Genomic DNA, 18,182 nt, shown 5'->3' with positions numbered 1-18,182 from the left:
CGTATTTAGCACGCCAGTCGTAAAGTGACTTTACGGAAATGCCCAGACGATCAGCGACGTCATAAACAGAGTGCCCGCGCTCGGTGACCTGCTTGACGGCTTCAACTTTAAATTCTTCGGTATACCGCTTGCCTTTGCTCATAAACACCTCTAGTTTTAGTTACATTGTAACTGTTAAAAGTGTCTAGCAAAGTCTGGGAAGTCCAAAGCACAACGATTATTGAGTGAATTACCGCGTCATTTGCAGTTAATGGCGATCTTTTCACTGGCGACAGGCTTACGGCAATCGAATGTGAGTTACCTGCGCTGGGATCAGGTGAACTTAGATACGGGCTACGCATGGATCCATCCCGACGAATCTAAATCAGGTCGAGCGATCAATGTGCCACTCAATAACGATGCGCTGGCGGTCTTGCATGAAGTGCAGGGCGAGGATAACGACTACTGTTTTATCTATCAGGGCAAGCCAGTCGAACGTACCTCAACCAAAGCATGGCATGCAGCACTCAAACGAGCGGGTATTGAAAATTTTCGTTGGCACGATTTACGCCATACATGGGCAAGCTGGCATGCGCAAAACGGTACAAGCTTACAGGAATTGCAGGAGCTTGGCGGTTGGGCAACATTTGAAATGGTGCTTAGGTATGCACATCTGGCAAAAGGTCAGCTGAAACGTGTGGCCAACAATGTGGACGGTACAATTGGCACAAATCTGGCACAAACGCGGAAAGTAAAAAGCCCCGCTGTTTCCAGCGAGGCCTTTAGAATAATGGTGCCCAGAGGCGGAATCGAACCACCGACACGAGGATTTTCAATCCTCTGCTCTACCGACTGAGCTATCTGGGCAACGGGGCGTATTAAACGAGTTTTTGCGGTCATAGTCAACCGCTTTTTAGCGATTTTCGACCGTTTGCTCAGGAAATACGCAGTTTGTTGGTTTTTACGCCTTTAAGTAAGTGGTGCCAGCCAGGCATTTCTCGTAATAGTCAGTCCAGCGCACGCCTTCACGTGGAGCGATGTGGCCTTTGCGAACTTCACGGTCAATGCATTTTTTCACGGTTTTAGCCATGAAATCGGTGTTGTACTGCATTGTTTCGAGCACTTTCTCCGCTGCAGTGCCTGGAACCACTTCTTCGATGTAAAAATCACCTGGCTCGTCGTCGTGACAGTAGATATGCACCTCAGTTAAACGACCAAATAGGTTATGCATATCGCCCATGACATCCTGATAAGCACCTGTTAGGAACATGCCGACATAGTAATCTTCACCTTTGCGTAAGGTATGCATCGGAATGTTGTCGCTGATCTCGGTGCCTTCGATGTATTTGGAAAGCTTGCCATCACTGTCACAGGTAATGTCGACGATGGAACAGCGAACCTCTGGTTTTTCATTCAGGCGGCTTACCGGCACTATCGGTAGCACCTGGCCAATCGCCCAGGTGTCTGCGGCTGACTGAAAGATCGAGAAGTTACACAGATACTGGCTGGCGAGCATATCTTCGAGCTCTTCGAGCTCCTGAAAGACGAAGGTTTCGCGATCAAGTGAGCTGTGAATCTCAACCAGAATGCGCCAGTACATGGTATCCAGCTTGGCCATTTCATTCAGTGACAAAATACCCAACTTGAACGCTTCGTAAGCGCTTTGCTTGTACGATGCAGCATCGTTGTAGCGCTCTTGTGGATGCATTTCGGTGGCGTTGACAAGCTCGCGCATGTTGCTGACCAGAATATGCTCGTCTGAGCTTGAGCTGATATCAAATTGCGCACCGGTATTCTTAATTTCGCCAACGATGTTGGTCACCACACAGCTATGGTGAGCGGTGATGGCACGGCCGCTTTCGCTCACCAGATTAGGGTGGGGTACCTCTTCGAGGTCACAGATCTGCTTTACCCCGTAAACCACGTCAGCGACGTACTCTTCAGTCGAGTAATTACGCGATGAGTCCGTGGTTGAGCTGGTGCCATCGTAATCGATGCCAAGGCCGCCGCCGATATCAAGGTATTCCAATGGCACGCCTTCCTGGATCAGTTTTGCGTACAACCGGGCGCCTTCAGACACCGCTTCTTTTACTTTGCGGATGTCTGACATCTGACTGCCGATGTGAAAGTGCAGCAACTTGGCACAATCCAGCATGTCTTCTTTTTTCAGCAGCTCAATGATGTTTAAGATTTCAGTGATACTTAAACCGAACTTGGCGCGATCGCCACTGGAGCCTGCCCACTTGCCTGAGCTACGCACCATCATTTTGCTACGTAAGCCAATCAGCGGCTGTACACCAAGCTTCTTCGCCAGCGGGATTAACATTTCCAGCTCGCTGAACTTCTCAATGACAATGATCATTTTGCGGCGTAGCTGACGGCCAAGCAGGGCAAGGGTCAGGTAATCTTCGTCTTTGTACCCGTTAAGTACGGTCAGCGCATCAGGATTCTCATTGTACGCCAGCACCGCCATTAACTCAGGTTTAGAGCCTGCTTCAAGACCGTAGTTGTAGGGTTCACCCGCTTCAATAATTTCCTCAACGACTTCGCGCATCTGGTTAACTTTGATGGGGAACACGCCGCTGTAGTTACCGTTGTAACTTGCCTCTTCGATCGTCTGCGCAAAGGTCTCGTTTAAAATTTCGACTTGTGAACGTAAAATGTCGTGGAAACGAATAACCGCAGGGAGTTGAATACCCTCGGCACGTATTTCGTCCAACACGTCTTTCATGTCGATGGTGACATCCGGCAAGCGGTGATTGGGTGCAATTTGTATATTGCCGCTGTCGCCAATCGAGAAGTAACCCGCGCCCCATCGTCTTACGCCGTAGAGTTCTTCAGCGTCGTCGATGGTCCAGTTGCTGTTGCCATCAGCCATTAGCGGGCTCCTTTTTCATTTAAGATAATTAGTAATTCGCGAACAATTTTTGCGGCAAATACGTCTGAGTTGCCGGTTGGATCGATTTCCGGAGACAACTCAACAACATCAGCTCCGACTAGATTTTTCTCGCGCAGAATTTTCATCAGGCTCACATAGGAGTGGAAGTCCTCGCCGCCAGGTTCAGGTGTGCCGGTGCCGGGTAAGAACGACGGGTCGAAATAATCCAGATCCAGGGTCAGATAAATCGGACGATCCGCTGGCAGCGCTGCAACACTCTCCAGGAAGTCTTTGCGTGACGTTCGCACTGTCTTGTGCTCTTTCATAAACTGGTACTCATCGCGGGTACCTGAGCGAATTCCATACTGAATCAGCTCATGTCCCGGGCCGAAATGATCCAGCGAGCGGCGGATAATAGACGCGTGCGAGTAATGATAGCCGAGGAAGCCGTCGCGCAAATCAGCGTGGGCGTCGAGATGCAATAACACCAGTTCAGGGTATTGCGCTAAATACTTACGAATTGGTGCGTAAGAAATGGAATGCTCACCACCTAAGGTCAGTACACGAACATTCTGTTCGGCGAGGTCAAGCGCACCAAAAATAGCGTCAAACTGATCGGTTGCGTGCTGCCATTGCCCCTGAATATCTTCACCTTCCCCGAGCGATAAATTACCAAGATCATAAAACGTATGATCAAAGAGATCTGCATCTAAATAGGGTGAGTAGGATTCGATATCTTCCGATACGGCACGTAAACCATCGGGTCCGTTACGCGTGCCTTTACGGAAACAGGCGGTACCGTCAAAACCAAAGCCAATCATATGCGTGGCATTGGCGTGGATCTGACGATCTACTTTCGCGCCAAAAAACTCGCGCACGGGCGCTGAGGTTTCAGCGGTTACAGAAGTTACTGAATCAGGTTGTTGTTTGCTCAAAATCAAACACCTCCGTCGTTGCAACAGGGCAGCAAGGCAGAATAAAAAAGGGGCTTATTATCTGTGTAAAAGCCCCGAAAAGCTACACCTTTACTGCGTATTCCTACGAGGATTTTTCTTCACTGGATTAAAGATTTCATGCTGAATGCGAAGTAAATTCGCCGCCAGCGGATTTTTCTTTTCCCAGGTATCACGCAAGGGCACGTCAACACATTGATTCGCGCGCATGCCGGCCATCACCCTGTGCTTACCTTGCAGGATGAGCTCGACCGCGTGTACCCCGAGTTCAGAGGCCAGAATACGATCAGCTGGCGCAGGTGCACCACCGCGCTGAATATGGCCTAATAAACAGGGTCGGCAGGGTAAGTCGTATTCAGCGTCCAGTTGCTCGGCAAGCGCGACTGCACCGCCTGGCCATTGGTGCTCGCTTAAAACCATGACGTAGCTGCCTTCACCACGAATTTCCTGCACGCGATGAATATGTTTAACCAGGGCACTTATCGTAAGCGGTTTGTCTTTTTGTAGCTCGGGTAAAATCATCCGCTCAGCACCTGCAGCCATCGCGCTACCTAAACCAATAAAGCCCGCATGACGGCCCATAACTTCGACAATAAAGACACGGTCCATGGCATCGGCGGTGTCGCGGATCTTGTCCAATGCGTCCATGGCGATGGTCACTGCGGTCGCATAGCCGATGGTGGCATCGGTGCCGTACAAGTCATTGTCGATAGTGCCGGGTACGCCGATAATCTGTCCCTGCCAATGATTGGCCAGATGTTCGGCACCGCGGAACGAACCATCACCGCCAATGATGATTAAAGCGTCAAGCGCCAGCGCATTCAGATTTGCTGCCGCTTCGACTGCGGCGCTATCTTCCTTAAAGCGATGACAACGGGCACTTTTAATAATGGTGCCTGAATACTGCAATACGTGTTGCACATCTTTGGGTTGCATCAGTGTGTATTCATTATCAAGTAATCCTTGGTAACCGTGCCGAAACGCGATAACTTCGATACCGTAATGATCGGCTGCTAGTACCACTGCACGTAATGCAGCATTCATTCCTGGCGCATCACCACCACTGGTAAGCACCGCAATCCTTTGTATATTTTTGCTGACAGACACGGGCTGCCTACTCCTCTGCATTGCCTGTTGATAAGTATTTGGTAAGCTTATCGAACTACAGCCGAATAACAAGTGAAGGGGCTCATGAACGAAGAAAAAAAACGATCTGCCGCGGCAATGACTGACTGGGCAACGCGATGTCTGATGAAGCAAGGGGCGGCCAAAAATGTCGCACACGCTATGGCTGAGCATTTGGTCGCCGGCGACCTGCTGGGTTTTCGTACCCATGGTTTATTGCGCCTTCGCTATAACTTGCAGGCGCTGGCAGCGGGTACCACCCGCGCTGAAGGAACGCCACAGATAGTGCAACGCCGTGGCGCGATCGAGCTGTGGGATGCTGAGCTGCTTTCAGGACTCTATGTTCTGCCAAAGGCGGTGGCTCGCGCCATGGCCATGGCGCATGATTATGGCACCGGCACTATTGTGATTCGGCGCACCCAGCATGTGGCCGCTTTAGCGGTGTATTTAGAACAGGCAACACGCGCCGGCATGTTGATCCAAATGATGTGCAGCACCCCCGCGCAAGAAGTGGTGGCACCTTTTGGTGGCAAGTCAGCATGTTTCTCACCGAATCCATTTGCTATCGGCGTGCCGACCCGCAGCCAGCCAGTATTGCTTGACATGAGTTTGTCGATGACAGCGGCCGGAAAAGTCCGTACGGCGATAGCAGAAGATCGTGATTTGCCTTACCCAGCACTCATTACTCAGGACGGTGATTACAGTTGTGATCCTAAGACCTTTATTGCTGAGCCACCCAGTGTGTTGGCCAGTCTGGGGGGAGAAAAATTAGGTTACAAAGGTACTGGACTGAACCTGTTTAGCGAGTTCTGGACGTTGGCACTGAGCGATTATGGTCGTGCGGATGCCGCTGCTGGCGACAGCGATGCCAATACGGTCTGGTTACAGGTTGTCGACCCCACCGCGCTATTGGCGCAGGGCGCATTTGAATTACAGGCAGAGCAGCTGGTTGCCGCGGTGAAAGCTGCCACACCCATTGATCCCGAACGACCAGTACGGGTTCCCGGTGAGGGAGCGCTGGCGACGCGGCAGCGTCAGAGTGAGGAGGGGATCAGTTACAGCGCAGCCACTTGGCGTCAGCTTCAGTGGTGCGCTGATTACTGTAATGAGCCCTTACCTTAGGGTTGCAGGCGTTCGATGAACCAGGTGCCAGCAGTATTTTTATGGTAACCAAACCGGTCGTGCAGGCGGTATTTGCCGCCTTGCCAAAACTCAAAATAGTCAGGCTTGATCCGGTAGCCACCCCAGTTCTCAGGCATAGGAACGTCTTGCCCTTCGTAGCGTTCAGTCAGATCATGGTAGACCGCTTCAAGCTCTGAACGGGAGCCGATCACCTTGCTCTGTTGCGAAGCCAGTGCGCCAAGTTGACTGTTGCGTGGGCGCGTTTGAAAGTAGGCTTCGCTGGCGGCGCGGTCTATTTTTTCGATGGTACCTTCAATACGTACCTGTTGCTCAAGGGGCAACCAGGCAAAATGCATTGAAACCAAAGGGTTAACAGCAATATCCTGACCTTTCTGACTGTCATAGTTGGTGTAAAAAATAAAACCAGCCGTGTCAAAATTCTTAAGCAACACAACGCGTTGGTGAGGTTGTCTTGCAGCATTAACCGTTGCAAGAGTGAATGCCGTTGGATCCGGCAACACCGCTGCTTCTTTGGCAGCGGCAAACCATGACTCAAACTGTTTAAAAGGATTTGTTTCAAGAATCGAGCGGTGCAGCTGCGCGCGCTCGTAATCCCGACGTTCATCGTGCAACTTCATGATTACTCCTGGGTGAATACTGCTTCGCCTGCGACATAAGTGGCCAGCACATCGGCACGCCATAGTTTATCGCTAGCGACGTCAAAGGGGTCTTGATCCAGAACAATAAAGTCAGCCCATTTGCCTGGCTCAAGGCTACCTAACTGCTGTTCCTGACCTGACGCATAAGCGGCATCAAGGGTAAATGCCCGCAATGCCTGTTCACGCGTCATCGCTTCATGAGCGTACCAGCCACCTTGTGGTTGGTTGTCGCGGTCCTGACGGGTTACCGCAGCATGAACACCGAAAAATGGATTAGAAAGTTCGACCGGAAAATCCGAGCCAGCGGCGACAATGGTACCTTGCTCGAGGAAGGTTTGCCATGCATAAGCGCCTTGCATACGTTCTTTACCAATACGGTCTTCCGCCATATTTTTATCTGATGTCGCATGCGTCGGCTGCATCGAGGCAATAATATTTAACTCTTTGAAGCGTGGGATGTCATCCGGGTGCACCACTTGCGCGTGCTCAATACGGTGCCGTAGGTTTCGGCCACCAATGGTCTCGTAGGCATGCGCAAACTTGTCCAGGGCAATGCGATTGGCACGATCACCAATGGCATGAATGTTGATCTGGAAGCCATGAGGAATAATAAGATTAAATAGTTGTTCAATCGTATCTGGTTGCGTCACCAATAACCCACGGGTGTTAGGGGCGTCGCTGTACGGCTCAATAAGTGCCGCGCCGCGACTGCCAAGGGCGCCATCGGTGTAAATCTTGACGCTTGCTACGGTCAGGCTGTCATCGGCAGTATGAATAGGGCCAGCTGCTAACAGATCAGGCAGGGTAGGTTCTGAGGCGCTAAGCATCGCATAAACCCGTACCGGCATTTTACCTTCTTCAGCGAGCTGCCGGTAAACCGCAAGATTGGTGGCATCGACCCCTGCGTCATGGACACCGGTGATACCTTCTGAAACCAGGTGGTCGAAAGCGGTAACCAGTGCACGACGATAGTAGTCGGCATTTTTCGCGGGTATTTTACTTTCCACTAACGCCATCGCATTATCAATCAATACGCCGGTGGGCTGGCCGTTCGCGTCACGGATGATCTCACCACCCTCAGGGCTCACGGTATCAGCGGTAATTCCGGCAAGTTCCAGGGCTTTACTGTTGGCCCAGCCAGCGTGACCATCAACGCGCGTCAACCATACCGGACGTTCGACAATGAATTCGTCCAGACTTAATGCCGTTGGGAATTCGCGGTTCTGCCAGTTTTCCTGATTCCAGCCGCGTCCAATGACCCAGGGGCCAGCTTCGGTCGTTGCGAATTCTTGCACACGAGTCACTGCATCTTCTTCGCTGACTGCGGTACGCAGATCAACCTGCATCAAGTTTTCACCCAGACCCAGCATATGACCGTGGGCGTCGATAATGCCGGGCAACACAGTTTTGCCCTGCAAGTCCACTTTACTATCGGGCTGCTGTTTCAGGTTTTTGCTGATGGCGCTTAGCGGACCCACAGCAGCAACTTTGCCGTCAACGACTAACATTGCGTCGAACTGCTTAAGTACAGCAGCGTTTCCGGGCTCCCCGGTAAGGGTGTAGCCGTTAAAATTATGATATAGAATTGCTTGCGCGTTACTCGCAAACGAGATAAAGAGTAAAATAAAAGGTAACAACGAAGAAACAAATCGCATGGCGTTCTCTCTGGTTTATTGGTCACGCTAAACGTAACGTTTATAACAAATTAATTATTGCTTACAATTAGGTAACAGTTTTGGTTTAAATTATGCAGCAACTGTGTACACTACATAACCAGTGGCGGTAACGAAAGTTATATTGTTTCAAACTTCAGTTTTGGACTTAGGGCTCCCATGAAGATTCTTATTATTGACTCACAATTCTTTACCCGCGCTGGTTTAATTCACCTCTGCACCAGCTATAGCTCGGATGTATCCATCTTTGAGGCGCCGACGTTTGAACTCGCCACAGATTATTTGCACCACAGCAATCAGTATAATTTAATTTTCCTTGATGTGGACTTGCCAGACGCAGAAATCCGACCGTCCCTCGCATTAATCAAAAAATATGCGCCAACCGCGCACATCGTGCTTTATTGTTGGTCCAGGCCAATGTCGGAAATTCGGCAAGCCTTAGCTGCCGGGGTGCGGAGTTATCTGCCCAAGGACTCCAGTGCTGAGGATGCTAAGCTAGCTATACGTTCGCTACTGAAAAACGATCGTTATCTGCCTGATGAGTCGCGGCTTAATGAATTTACCCCGCGCAATTCGCAAGCGGAGAGTTTTCTTTCGCCACGGCAGTTAGAGATCATGCAGTTGCTCGCCCAGGGATTATCGAATAAAGAAATTGCGACCATCCTGGGAATCACTGAAGGTACGATCCGGGTCCATTTATCTGCTATCTTTAAAGCCATTAAAGTTTCGAACCGGACTGAAGCAACGCTTTGGTACTTATTACGTCAAAAACGTTTAGTGAGCTGATATGCAACTACAGCAGCTTCTAAAATCATTAGAACTGCGCAACCATGCACCTACAGAAAATTGGGATCCACCCTATTGTGGTGAAATTCCGATTCACATTGACAGTAACGGTGAATGGTTCTATCAAAACTCGCGTATCAAACGCCAGCGGTTGGTGAAGTTATTCGCCTCGGTGCTGGTGGTAGAGGATGGCGATTATTTTCTCGTTACGCCAGCCGAAAAAGTCAAAATCACTGTTGAAGATGTGCCATTTATCATCACCGGGTGGCAGGCGGTCACCACGGTTGAGCCGCAAATAATTCAGGTCACCACTAATATCGGTACCCAATACCCACTTTCGGACGACTATCCATTGCTGGTTGAGAATGCGATTCCTTATGTGCGACTTGATCACGCATTAAAGGCAAAAGTTCATCGCAATGTTTATTACCAGTGGGTGGAGTTGGCAGAGGTCGATCCCGAAACCGATAATGTGGTGCTGCAAAGCGGCTCAAGCCGTTTTGTTCTCGGCCAAATTTGAGCGATGAATTTGCTCGTTGGGTAAGCCTGCTATATTATGCGCAGCTTAGTTCAGCGCAGAGGTAAAGACGTCCGATGAAACCTATCACGGTTGCCATAGCACAATTAGACTTTACGGTTGGAGCTATTACTCAGAATACCGCAACAATTCTTGCTTGTCTGGACGAGCAGAAAGATGCTGACATTGTGGTTTTCCCCGAGTTGGCGATAACCGGGTACTCACCTGAAGATTTATTGTTCCGCGCCGACTTCGAGGAATTAGTTGATGACGCATTAGCTAAAATTGCTGATGCGGCTGTGGCGCAAGTCGCAGTCGTCGGACATCCGCAACGGGTGGGTGACGAACTATTTAATAGCGTGTCGGTTTTACATCGCGGCGAATGTTTAGCGCGTTATCATAAGCAGCGGTTACCGCAATATGGTGTGTTTGATGAACAACGTTACTTTATTCCGGGCCATGAACCTTGCGTATTCAAGTGGCAGGGACACCGGATTGGCTTAACGATCTGTGAAGACCTCTGGCGTCCAGAACCACTGCAAAGAACCCTTAGTCAGGGCGCCGACTGGATTATTTCAATCAATGCCTCCCCCTTTGAGGTGGATAAACACCAACAACGCATGCATGTGCTGCAACAACGCGTACATGAGGCCGGTTGCCCGATTGTCTATGTAAATAATTGTGGTGGCCAGGATGAGTTGGTGTTTGACGGCCATTCATTGGTGCTTGATAGCGACGGTCAGCTTGTCGCGGAATTCCCCCACTGCGAACCCTGCTGTGAACGTGTGCGTTTCTCTGCAACGGGCATTACGCCGTTAAATGAAAAAATTAAGCCGCAAGCTAAACCGGAAAGCGAAATCGAATTTCATCGCCTTGAAGAAGTACGGAAAGCTTTGGTCTTGTCTATCCGCGATTACGCACGAAAAAATGGCTTTCAAGGTGTTACTCTGGGCTTGTCCGGGGGCATTGACTCCGGTCTGACGTTAGCGTTAGCCGTTGAAGCTTTGGGTCCTGAACACGTGCATGCCGTGATGATGCCATTCCGCTATACTTCAGCGATGAGTCTTGAGGATGCCGGCCAGCAGGCCAGTGCGTTAAATGTGAAATACGATGTGATTGCTATTGAACCGATTTACGACAGCTTCATGCAGCAGTTGGCACCGCAGCTGGCTGATCATGAGCCTGATGTTACCGAAGAAAACCTGCAGGCACGTAGCCGTGGCGTGATTCTCATGGCGTTATCAAACAAAACCCGTTCGCTGGTTTTAACCACCGGTAACAAGAGTGAGTTAGCGGTCGGTTACTGCACGCTCTATGGCGATATGTGTGGTGGCTTTGCACCGCTGAAAGATGTGCCAAAAATGATGGTATTTGCGCTTGCCCGGCACATGAACGCTACTGCGGATGCGGAGGTTATCCCGCCACGAGTTATCGAACGTCCGCCTTCTGCGGAGCTGGCGCCGGGGCAAAAGGATCAGGATAGCCTGCCGGAATATGATATTTTAGATAAGATTATCAACCTGTACGTTGAACAGGACTGGACACTAACGGAGATTATTTCGGCTGGGTTCGCTCGCGCAGATGTGTTGCGCGTTGTGCGGTTGGTTGATATTAATGAATACAAGCGTCGACAAGGTGCTGTAGGGCCGAAAATTACTGCGCGTAACTTCATGAAAGATCGGCGCTACCCTATCACCAACCATTTTCGCTATGAGCTAGAGCGACAACTAACGGCAGAGGCAAGTCATGAAAAAAATTGAAGCAATCATCAAGCCATTTAAGCTCGACGATGTGCGTGAAGCATTATCCGAAGTAGGTATTGCCGGCATGACAGTGTCTGAAGTTAAAGGCTTTGGCCGCCAGAAAGGGCATACTGAACTTTATCGTGGCGCCGAATATATGGTCGACTTTCTACCTAAAGTAAAGCTTGAAATTGTGGTCGCAGATGATCAGGTAGAAGCGTGTTTAGACGCTATTATGGAAACCGCGCAAACCGGAAAAATTGGTGATGGTAAGATTTTTGTCAGCAATGTCGAGCGGGTGATTCGGATTCGTACTGGCGAGGAAAACGAAGACGCCGTTTAGTTACGGCGTCTTCATCAGCTTTTTACAGATAACTGCTGCCAGGGAAGTTAGCAGCTAATGTTGCGCGTGCATCATCGCGCAGTTCAAGCAGGCCAAGCTTGTCATAACTTTGCATCATAATCGCCAGAGCGTTTTCGGTTTCTGGGACGTCCGGGTAATTTTCCAATACATACTTGCCACGATTGGCCGCAGCTAGCCAGGCTTCGCGTTTCATGTAGTAGCGCGCTACTGCAATTTCATAACTGGCTAACCGACTCTTAATTGCAATCATGCGCTGTTTAGCATCAGCTGCATATTTAGAATCTGGGAACTGGCGCAGCAACCGGCTGAAGTCGTTAAAGGCTTCCTCAGCTTTACTCGGATCCCGGTCTGAACGGTCGATGCCAACTAAATCTTGCATTGTGTTCGAGTCCGCACGGTGATTCACCAGCCCTCGCATGTACATGACATAATCAAGATTAGGATGATTCGGGTTCAACTGCATGAAGCGGTCAATTTCCGCCAAAGCTTTGTCAATATTAGCGAGCTTGTAATACACATAAATCCGGTCCATCTGCACCTGGTGTGCGTAGGGACCAAACGGATAACGCGTCGCATGCTGCTGAAGGATTTCCTGAGCAGTACTAAAGTTACCGGCCGCAATATTGGTCTGAGCGCGTTGATAAAGCGCATCAGCATCGTTTAGGACGCGGGAATCACGAGCTTCGTCGTCCGGCGAACTTGAGCATGCTGCGAGCATGACGGATAAAGCTAAAAGCAGGCTAATACGCAGTTTCATAAGTTACTGTTCTAATCTCTGTTAATTTAATTTTTGGTGCATAGCGTCCCAAACAGGTACACTAACCACTTCGAAGTTGCTTGCATTCTATCGCAGCCTTGGCTGCTTTCACAGGTCCATTATTTATTTTATGAGTGAACACATTCAATTAACTGGAACGGTCCCCGCTTCGTGCAACGGTAAACGCTTGGACCAGGCACTCGCAGAGTTGTTCCCCGACTATTCACGTTCGAGATTAAAAACCTGGATCACTGACGGTTGCGTGCGGATTGATGGTGAACCCGTCGATAAGCCTCGCGAGAAGGTCATTGCCGGGATGGAGCTCGAAGTAAATGCTGAGTTGGTCGAGGAAAAACGCTTTTCTGCGCAGCCGATGCCGCTGGATATCATTTACGAAGATGATGCGATTTTAGTCATCAACAAGCCGGCTGGACTGGTGGTGCATCCAGGCGCCGGGACTCCGGATGGCACATTGTTGAATGCGCTACTGCATCACTTCCCAGCAATTGACCAGGTTCCGCGGGCGGGAATTATCCATCGTCTTGATAAAGACACTACAGGTTTAATGGTGGTGGCGAAAACTATTCCTGCGCAAACGCATCTGGTTTCCGCAATGCAAGAGCGTGAGATAACCCGCGAATACGAAGCGGTATGCAATGGACCTATGACCGCTGGTGGTCATGTTGATGAACCTATTGGTCGACATCCGACAAAACGTACCCATATGGCTGTGGTTGCCATGGGTAAACCTGCGGTGACTCATTATCGTGTCGTTGAGCGATTTCGTAACCACACCCATCTGAGATTACGGCTGGAAACCGGCCGGACCCACCAGATTCGAGTTCACATGGCGCATCTGCGTCATCCGCTGGTGGGAGATTTAACCTATGGTGGCCGCCCGCGTCCCCCGCAGGATGCGAACCCGGAGTTACTCGAGTACTTGCGTAGCTTCCGGCGGCAGGCGTTACATGCTGCCCGATTGTCACTCCATCATCCGGTCACGGGCGAGTGGATGAGTTGGGATGCTCCGACACCGGCTGATTTCTTAAAATTAGTGAAATTATTGCGTGCAGACCGCAATGACCACGCTAAAGAGTAAGTCTGGTAAGGTGGATTTCGGATTAAAACCCGCCTGGCAACTACCTCATGGGATCCAGGCTTGCGTTACCACTGTAACCGAGCCCGGCAATCTCGCTGCTCACGTGGCGGACGATCCCGCTAATGTGATCCGGCACCGCCGCCAACTGCAACGTGGCTTGGAATTGCCATCAGCGCCTAAATGGCTGGCGCAATATCATAGTTCGATTGCGGTTGCCGCTGAGAATAATGACGCAGGTTGCCGGGCTGACGCGATCTGGGCGACACAAGCGAAAAGTGTTTGTGCAGTGCTGACCGCTGACTGTTTACCAATCTTGCTCTGCAGTGACAACGGCCAGACTATCGCTGCAATTCAAGCCGGCTGGCGCGGCTTAGCTGGTGGCATTATCACCAACACACTGCAACAGTTACCACAATCCGCTGAGTGCTTTCGTGCTTATATTGGCCCAGCGATTAGTCAAGCTTTCTTCGAAGTAGGTGATGACGTGCGCGATGCGTTTTTGACACAAGGAATTGTTGATTCCAGTTCATTCGCCCCGCGCATAGCCGGTAAATGGCTTGCTGATCTACCTTTGCTCGCTGAGCGGTTGCTTACCAGGGCCGGCGTGAAAGAAGTGACGTTAAGTGGTTTATGTACCTACAGCGACGAGCGCTTCTACTCCTATCGTCGCGATCCAAACTGTGGTCGCCTTGCGACATTAATTTGGAAAATCTAATCTTCCTCACTTGAAATTGTCTAATTTATACCCACATAAATAATCAGGATTTAGTGTTTGTTTATGAGGTAAATAAATCATGCGATTTGACAAACTAACCAATAAGTTTCAACTGGCAATTGCTGATGCGCAATCGCTGGCTTTAGGTCGTGATCATCAGTTCATCGAGCCTATTCATATCATGCAAGCTTTACTTAATCAGGATGGCGGTACGTTACGGCCACTGCTGACGTATTTGCAAGTGGACGTTAATCAACTGCGGGCTGCACTAAGTGAGGCATTGGGCAATCTGCCCCGGGTTGAAGGAACTGGCGGTGAAGTACAGGTTTCTTCGGCCACCGGAACCTTACTTAACCTGTGTGACAAGTTTGCACAAAAGCGTAAGGATCAGTACATCTCATCAGAGCTTTTTGTCCTCGCAGCGACCGAAGATAAAGGTAAGTTGGGGGATATTCTGAAACGTCTGGGCATTACCCGCGACAAGGTTGAAAGTGCAATTGAAAAGGTGCGTGGCGGCGAGAATGTCGATGACCAAAATGCCGAAGACCAACGGCAAGCTTTGGATAAATACACCATCGACCTTACCGAGCGCGCTGAACAAGGCAAGCTTGATCCGGTTATTGGTCGTGATGAAGAGATCCGTCGCACCATCCAGGTGCTGCAACGTCGTACCAAAAACAATCCGGTACTCATCGGTGAACCCGGCGTAGGTAAAACGGCTATCCTGGAGGGACTCGCTCAGCGCATTGTTAATGGTGAAGTGCCTGAAGGTCTGAAGCACAAGCGGGTACTTTCGTTGGATCTTGGAGCTTTGCTGGCCGGCGCTAAATACCGCGGCGAATTTGAAGAACGTCTGAAAGCGGTACTTAATGAACTTGGTAAGGAGGAAGGCCGCATCATTCTCTTTATTGATGAGCTTCATACCATGGTCGGCGCGGGTAAGGCTGAAGGCGCCATGGATGCCGGAAACATGCTCAAACCAGCATTGGCGCGCGGCGAACTTCACTGTGTCGGTGCAACCACGTTGAACGAGTATCGTCAGTACATTGAAAAAGATGCTGCGCTTGAGCGGCGGTTCCAGAAAGTTCTGGTTGAGGAACCTTCCGTTGAAGACACCATCGCCATACTGCGTGGCCTGAAGGAGCGTTACGAAGTTCATCACTCGGTGCAAATTACTGATCCGGCGATTGTTGCGGCGGCGATGCTGTCCCATCGCTACATCAGTGATCGGCAATTGCCTGACAAAGCGATTGACCTGATTGATGAGGCCGCTTCTAGCATTCGCATGCAAATCGACTCCAAGCCAGAGGAACTGGATCGTCTTGAACGGCGGATTATTCAGTTACAGCTGGAACAAAAAGCGCTGCAGAAAGAAGATGATGACGCAAGTAAGAAACGTCTTGAGACGTTAGAGTCCGAACTTGAGGATCAGCAACGTAAGTATGCCGAATTGGAGGAAGTCTGGCTGTCGGAGAAAACCGCGGTACAGGGTGCGCAAAATATCAAAGCGCAGTTAGAGCAGGCCAAGACTGATCTAGAGATTGCGCGCCGGGCCAGTGATCTAAACCGTATGTCTGAACTCCAATACGGCAAAATCCCTGAGCTTGAGCGACAACTGGAAACAGCGATTGAAGCTGAAGATCAGACGATGACGTTACTTAAAAACAAAGTGACTGAAGAGCAAATAGCTGACGTATTGTCGCGTTGGACCGGCATCCCGGTAAGTAAGATGCTGGAAGGTGAACGCGAAAAATTACTGAAGATGGAGCATAAGTTACACGAGCGGGTAGTAGGGCAAGACGAAGCTGTGACCTCAGTCGCCAATGCGATCCGGCGTTCGCGTGCGGGGCTGGCGGATCCACAGCGGCCAATTGGGTCGTTTCTGTTTCTTGGCCCGACCGGTGTCGGTAAAACCGAGCTGTGTAAATCGCTTGCCAACTTCTTGTTCGACACTGAAGATGCCATGGTGCGCATCGATATGTCTGAGTTTATGGAGAAGCATTCAGTCGCACGTCTGGTAGGTGCACCTCCAGGCTATGTTGGCTATGAAGAAGGTGGGTATCTCACAGAGGCCGTGCGTCGTCGTCCTTATTCCGTGATCCTTTTGGATGAGGTCGAGAAAGCACATCCGGATGTATTTAATATCCTGTTGCAGGTTTTAGATGATGGTCGCTTAACGGATGGTCAGGGGCGTACGGTCGACTTTCGTAACACGGTCATTATCATGACCTCGAATTTAGGCTCTGACGTGATTCAGGAGAAAGCTCATCAACAGAACTACGAGGAGATGAAGGCCGATGTGATGGAGATTCTGCAACATCACTTCCGTCCTGAATTTTTGAATCGTGTTGATGAAACCGTGGTGTTCCATCCGTTGGCGAAATCAGAAATACGGGCGATTGCAGAAATTCAGTTGCAGCGTCTGTATCAACGCCTTGCGGACCGTGATTATCAGGTTGAATTGACGGATGCTGCATTGGACCACCTGGCAGCGGCTGGTTTTGATCCGGTGTTCGGTGCGCGACCATTGAAGCGTGCGATTCAACAGGAGATCGAGAATCCACTGGCACAGCAATTATTGGCTGGCAAGCTGATTCCAGGGACCCCGATTAAGGTCGATTATCAGGATGAAGTAATCACTATCAAACAGTAATAGCGGCGGTGCGAGCTGCATGAACAGTGTCCATCACTATTTATTGCAGCTCGCATGCTATGCTATCCTGCACGGTATCGATTATAGAAACCAGGATATTCCTATGCCAAACAACTCATCGACGAAGAATCGCGGAATCTTTCTGCTGCCCAACCTGTTAACCACAGCAGGATTATTTTCCGGATTTTTCGCCATTGTTGCATCCATGAACAATCAGTTTGAGTCAGCTGCGATCGCAATCTTTATTGCGATGGTGTTTGATGGCTTAGATGGACGTGTGGCGCGGATGACAAATACGCAAAGCGATTTTGGCGCAGAATACGATAGTATGGCTGACATCGTCTCGTTTGGTATGGCACCAGCACTCGTCATGTACAACTGGGCGTTATCCGATCTTGGCAAGTTCGGTTGGTTGGCCGCATTTATTTTTGTGGCGGGTGGAGCGTTGCGCCTTGCTCGTTTTAATACCAACCTTGGCTCTTCCGATAAACGTTTCTTTCAGGGGCTCGCGATCCCAAGTGCCGCTGCTATTGTGAGTGGTTTAGTATGGGTCGGCAGTAAGTACGAGGTCGACCCTGATTCGATTAGCTACCTGGCAGCAATCCTGACGATTTGTGCCGGCTTATTAATGGTAAGTAACTTTCGCTATCATTCGTTCAAGGATGTTGATTGGCGCGGACGAGTTTCATTTGTGGTGATTTTGGCGGTGGTGCTGGCTTTCGTTATTGTTGCTACCGAGCCATCGTTAGTCTTGTTCATCATTTTCTTCTTGTATGCTTTATCCGGACCGATTCTGACTATTCGTTCGGTAAACCGCCTTGAGTTGAAACATGTGGTCGGCGATACCGACGACGACTGTGACGATGAAATAGAAAAGCCTGATGAAAAGCGTTCAGAAAAGCAGCAAAAAGAAGACGAAAGAGACAAGTCTGACTAAAAACTGAGCGAACGACAGTTTTTTCGTAAAAAGATCTTGCACAGGCGGCGACGATCCTTATAATTCGCCGCCGTTGTCACTGACGCAGAAGCCGATGAGACAGTAGCCAGCAGCGCGAAGCGCTTGCAAAAAAAAGATCCGAAAGGATCTTGACGCTGGCAAGGGAAAGCGTAAAATACGCATCCCGCTTCAGAAGAAGCGAACGCTCTTTAACAATATACCA

At 50.0% G+C, this 18,182-nt stretch carries 16 protein-coding genes, 1 tRNA gene and 1 pseudogene; 10 read left to right on the top strand and 8 right to left on the bottom strand.

All coding sequences use genetic code 11. The features are described 5' to 3' along the window. The coding region (locus CWI69_RS12200) for a transposase (protein ID WP_157984274.1) at nt 1-142 on the bottom strand (142 nt) is incomplete at its 3' end. Nucleotides 143-220: 78 nt separating this feature from the next. Between CWI69_RS12200 and CWI69_RS12405 the strand changes: the two are divergent. After that, nucleotides 221-649: pseudogene (locus CWI69_RS12405) on the top strand (site-specific integrase); the annotation flags it as partial. A gap of 121 nt (nt 650-770) precedes the next feature. On the opposite strand, the gene CWI69_RS12190 reads toward CWI69_RS12405, so the two are convergent. The 4 genes from CWI69_RS12190 to CWI69_RS12175 all read right to left on the bottom strand — a co-directional run bounded on the left by CWI69_RS12190 (nt 771) and on the right by CWI69_RS12175 (nt 4,917). Then, nucleotides 771-846, bottom strand: a tRNA-Phe gene (locus CWI69_RS12190). A gap of 94 nt (nt 847-940) precedes the next feature. Continuing rightward, the gene (gene speA, locus CWI69_RS12185) at nt 941-2,857 is read right to left on the bottom strand and encodes a biosynthetic arginine decarboxylase (protein WP_126764609.1); all 1,917 of its coding nucleotides are present in this window, start codon (nt 2,855-2,857) and stop codon (nt 941-943) included. Next, on the bottom strand, nt 2,857-3,792 hold the full coding sequence (gene speB, locus CWI69_RS12180) for an agmatinase (protein ID WP_126764608.1): 936 nt from the start codon (nt 3,790-3,792) through the stop codon (nt 2,857-2,859). The genes speA and speB overlap by 1 nt, the downstream gene beginning before the upstream one ends. A gap of 90 nt (nt 3,793-3,882) precedes the next feature. Next, nucleotides 3,883-4,917, bottom strand: a complete 1,035-nt coding sequence (locus CWI69_RS12175; protein ID WP_241971138.1) for an ATP-dependent 6-phosphofructokinase — start codon at nt 4,915-4,917, stop codon at nt 3,883-3,885. 84 nt (nt 4,918-5,001) lie between these two features. Between CWI69_RS12175 and CWI69_RS12170 the strand changes: the two genes are divergently transcribed. Further along, a complete protein-coding gene (locus tag CWI69_RS12170; RefSeq protein WP_126764606.1) occupies nt 5,002-6,057 on the top strand; it encodes an Ldh family oxidoreductase in 1,056 nt (351 codons plus the stop codon). Here the strand turns inward: CWI69_RS12170 and pdxH are convergent. Both pdxH and CWI69_RS12160 read right to left on the bottom strand, forming a co-directional pair. Beyond that, nucleotides 6,054-6,695, bottom strand: coding sequence for a pyridoxamine 5'-phosphate oxidase (gene pdxH, locus CWI69_RS12165; protein WP_126764605.1), 642 nt, complete (start codon nt 6,693-6,695; stop codon nt 6,054-6,056). The two genes, CWI69_RS12170 and pdxH, sit on opposite strands and share 4 nt — an antisense overlap. 2 nt (nt 6,696-6,697) lie before the next feature. Continuing rightward, nucleotides 6,698-8,371, bottom strand: a complete 1,674-nt coding sequence (locus tag CWI69_RS12160; RefSeq protein WP_198678955.1) for an amidohydrolase — start codon at nt 8,369-8,371, stop codon at nt 6,698-6,700. A gap of 177 nt (nt 8,372-8,548) precedes the next feature. Here CWI69_RS12160 and CWI69_RS12155 point away from each other — a divergent pair, with 177 nt between their 5' ends. The 4 genes from CWI69_RS12155 to glnB all read left to right on the top strand — a co-directional run bounded on the left by CWI69_RS12155 (nt 8,549) and on the right by glnB (nt 11,777). Beyond that, entirely contained in the window at nt 8,549-9,175 is a 627-nt protein-coding gene (locus CWI69_RS12155; protein WP_126764604.1) for a LuxR C-terminal-related transcriptional regulator, read from the top strand. A gap of 1 nt (nt 9,176) precedes the next feature. Beyond that, nucleotides 9,177-9,695 (top strand): DUF1285 domain-containing protein, encoded by a 519-nt coding sequence (locus CWI69_RS12150; protein WP_126764603.1) that lies wholly within the window; start codon nt 9,177-9,179, stop codon nt 9,693-9,695. A 74-nt stretch (nt 9,696-9,769) separates the two neighbouring features. After that, nucleotides 9,770-11,452 (top strand): NAD+ synthase, encoded by a 1,683-nt coding sequence (locus tag CWI69_RS12145; RefSeq protein ID WP_126764602.1) that lies wholly within the window; start codon nt 9,770-9,772, stop codon nt 11,450-11,452. After that, entirely contained in the window at nt 11,439-11,777 is a 339-nt protein-coding gene (glnB, locus tag CWI69_RS12140; RefSeq protein ID WP_126764601.1) for a nitrogen regulatory protein P-II, read from the top strand. Before CWI69_RS12145 ends, glnB begins: the two co-directional genes overlap by 14 nt. Nucleotides 11,778-11,799: 22 nt before the next feature. Here the strand turns inward: glnB and CWI69_RS12135 are convergent, their stop codons facing one another. Continuing rightward, nucleotides 11,800-12,555: an outer membrane protein assembly factor BamD gene (locus CWI69_RS12135; protein WP_126764600.1), complete on the bottom strand. Its 756-nt coding sequence runs from the start codon at nt 12,553-12,555 to the stop codon at nt 11,800-11,802. Nucleotides 12,556-12,685: 130 nt separating this feature from the next. Here CWI69_RS12135 and rluD point away from each other — a divergent pair, with 130 nt between their 5' ends. The 4 genes from rluD to pssA all read left to right on the top strand — a co-directional run bounded on the left by rluD (nt 12,686) and on the right by pssA (nt 17,959). Further along, nucleotides 12,686-13,654 carry a 23S rRNA pseudouridine(1911/1915/1917) synthase RluD gene (gene rluD / locus CWI69_RS12130; RefSeq protein ID WP_126764599.1) on the top strand — a complete coding sequence of 323 codons (969 nt, stop codon included), beginning with the start codon at nt 12,686-12,688 and terminating at the stop codon, nt 13,652-13,654. Continuing rightward, nucleotides 13,635-14,369, top strand: coding sequence for a peptidoglycan editing factor PgeF (gene pgeF / locus CWI69_RS12125; protein WP_126764598.1), 735 nt, complete (start codon nt 13,635-13,637; stop codon nt 14,367-14,369). Before rluD ends, pgeF begins: the two co-directional genes overlap by 20 nt. 79 nt (nt 14,370-14,448) lie before the next feature. After that, the gene (gene clpB / locus CWI69_RS12120; RefSeq protein ID WP_126764597.1) at nt 14,449-17,022 is read left to right on the top strand and encodes an ATP-dependent chaperone ClpB; all 2,574 of its coding nucleotides are present in this window, start codon (nt 14,449-14,451) and stop codon (nt 17,020-17,022) included. Between the two features lie 103 nt (nt 17,023-17,125). Further along, nucleotides 17,126-17,959 carry a CDP-diacylglycerol--serine O-phosphatidyltransferase gene (gene pssA / locus CWI69_RS12115; RefSeq protein WP_126764610.1) on the top strand — a complete coding sequence of 278 codons (834 nt, stop codon included), beginning with the start codon at nt 17,126-17,128 and terminating at the stop codon, nt 17,957-17,959. Nucleotides 17,960-18,182: the final 223 nt, after the last annotated feature.

The sequence above is a fragment of the Pseudidiomarina halophila genome (assembly GCF_003987215.1).
Classification (GTDB): Bacteria; Pseudomonadota; Gammaproteobacteria; order Enterobacterales; family Alteromonadaceae; genus Pseudidiomarina; species Pseudidiomarina halophila.
Note: the sequence above shows the minus strand (reverse complement) of the source record. Positions and strands in the feature narration are given on the sequence as shown.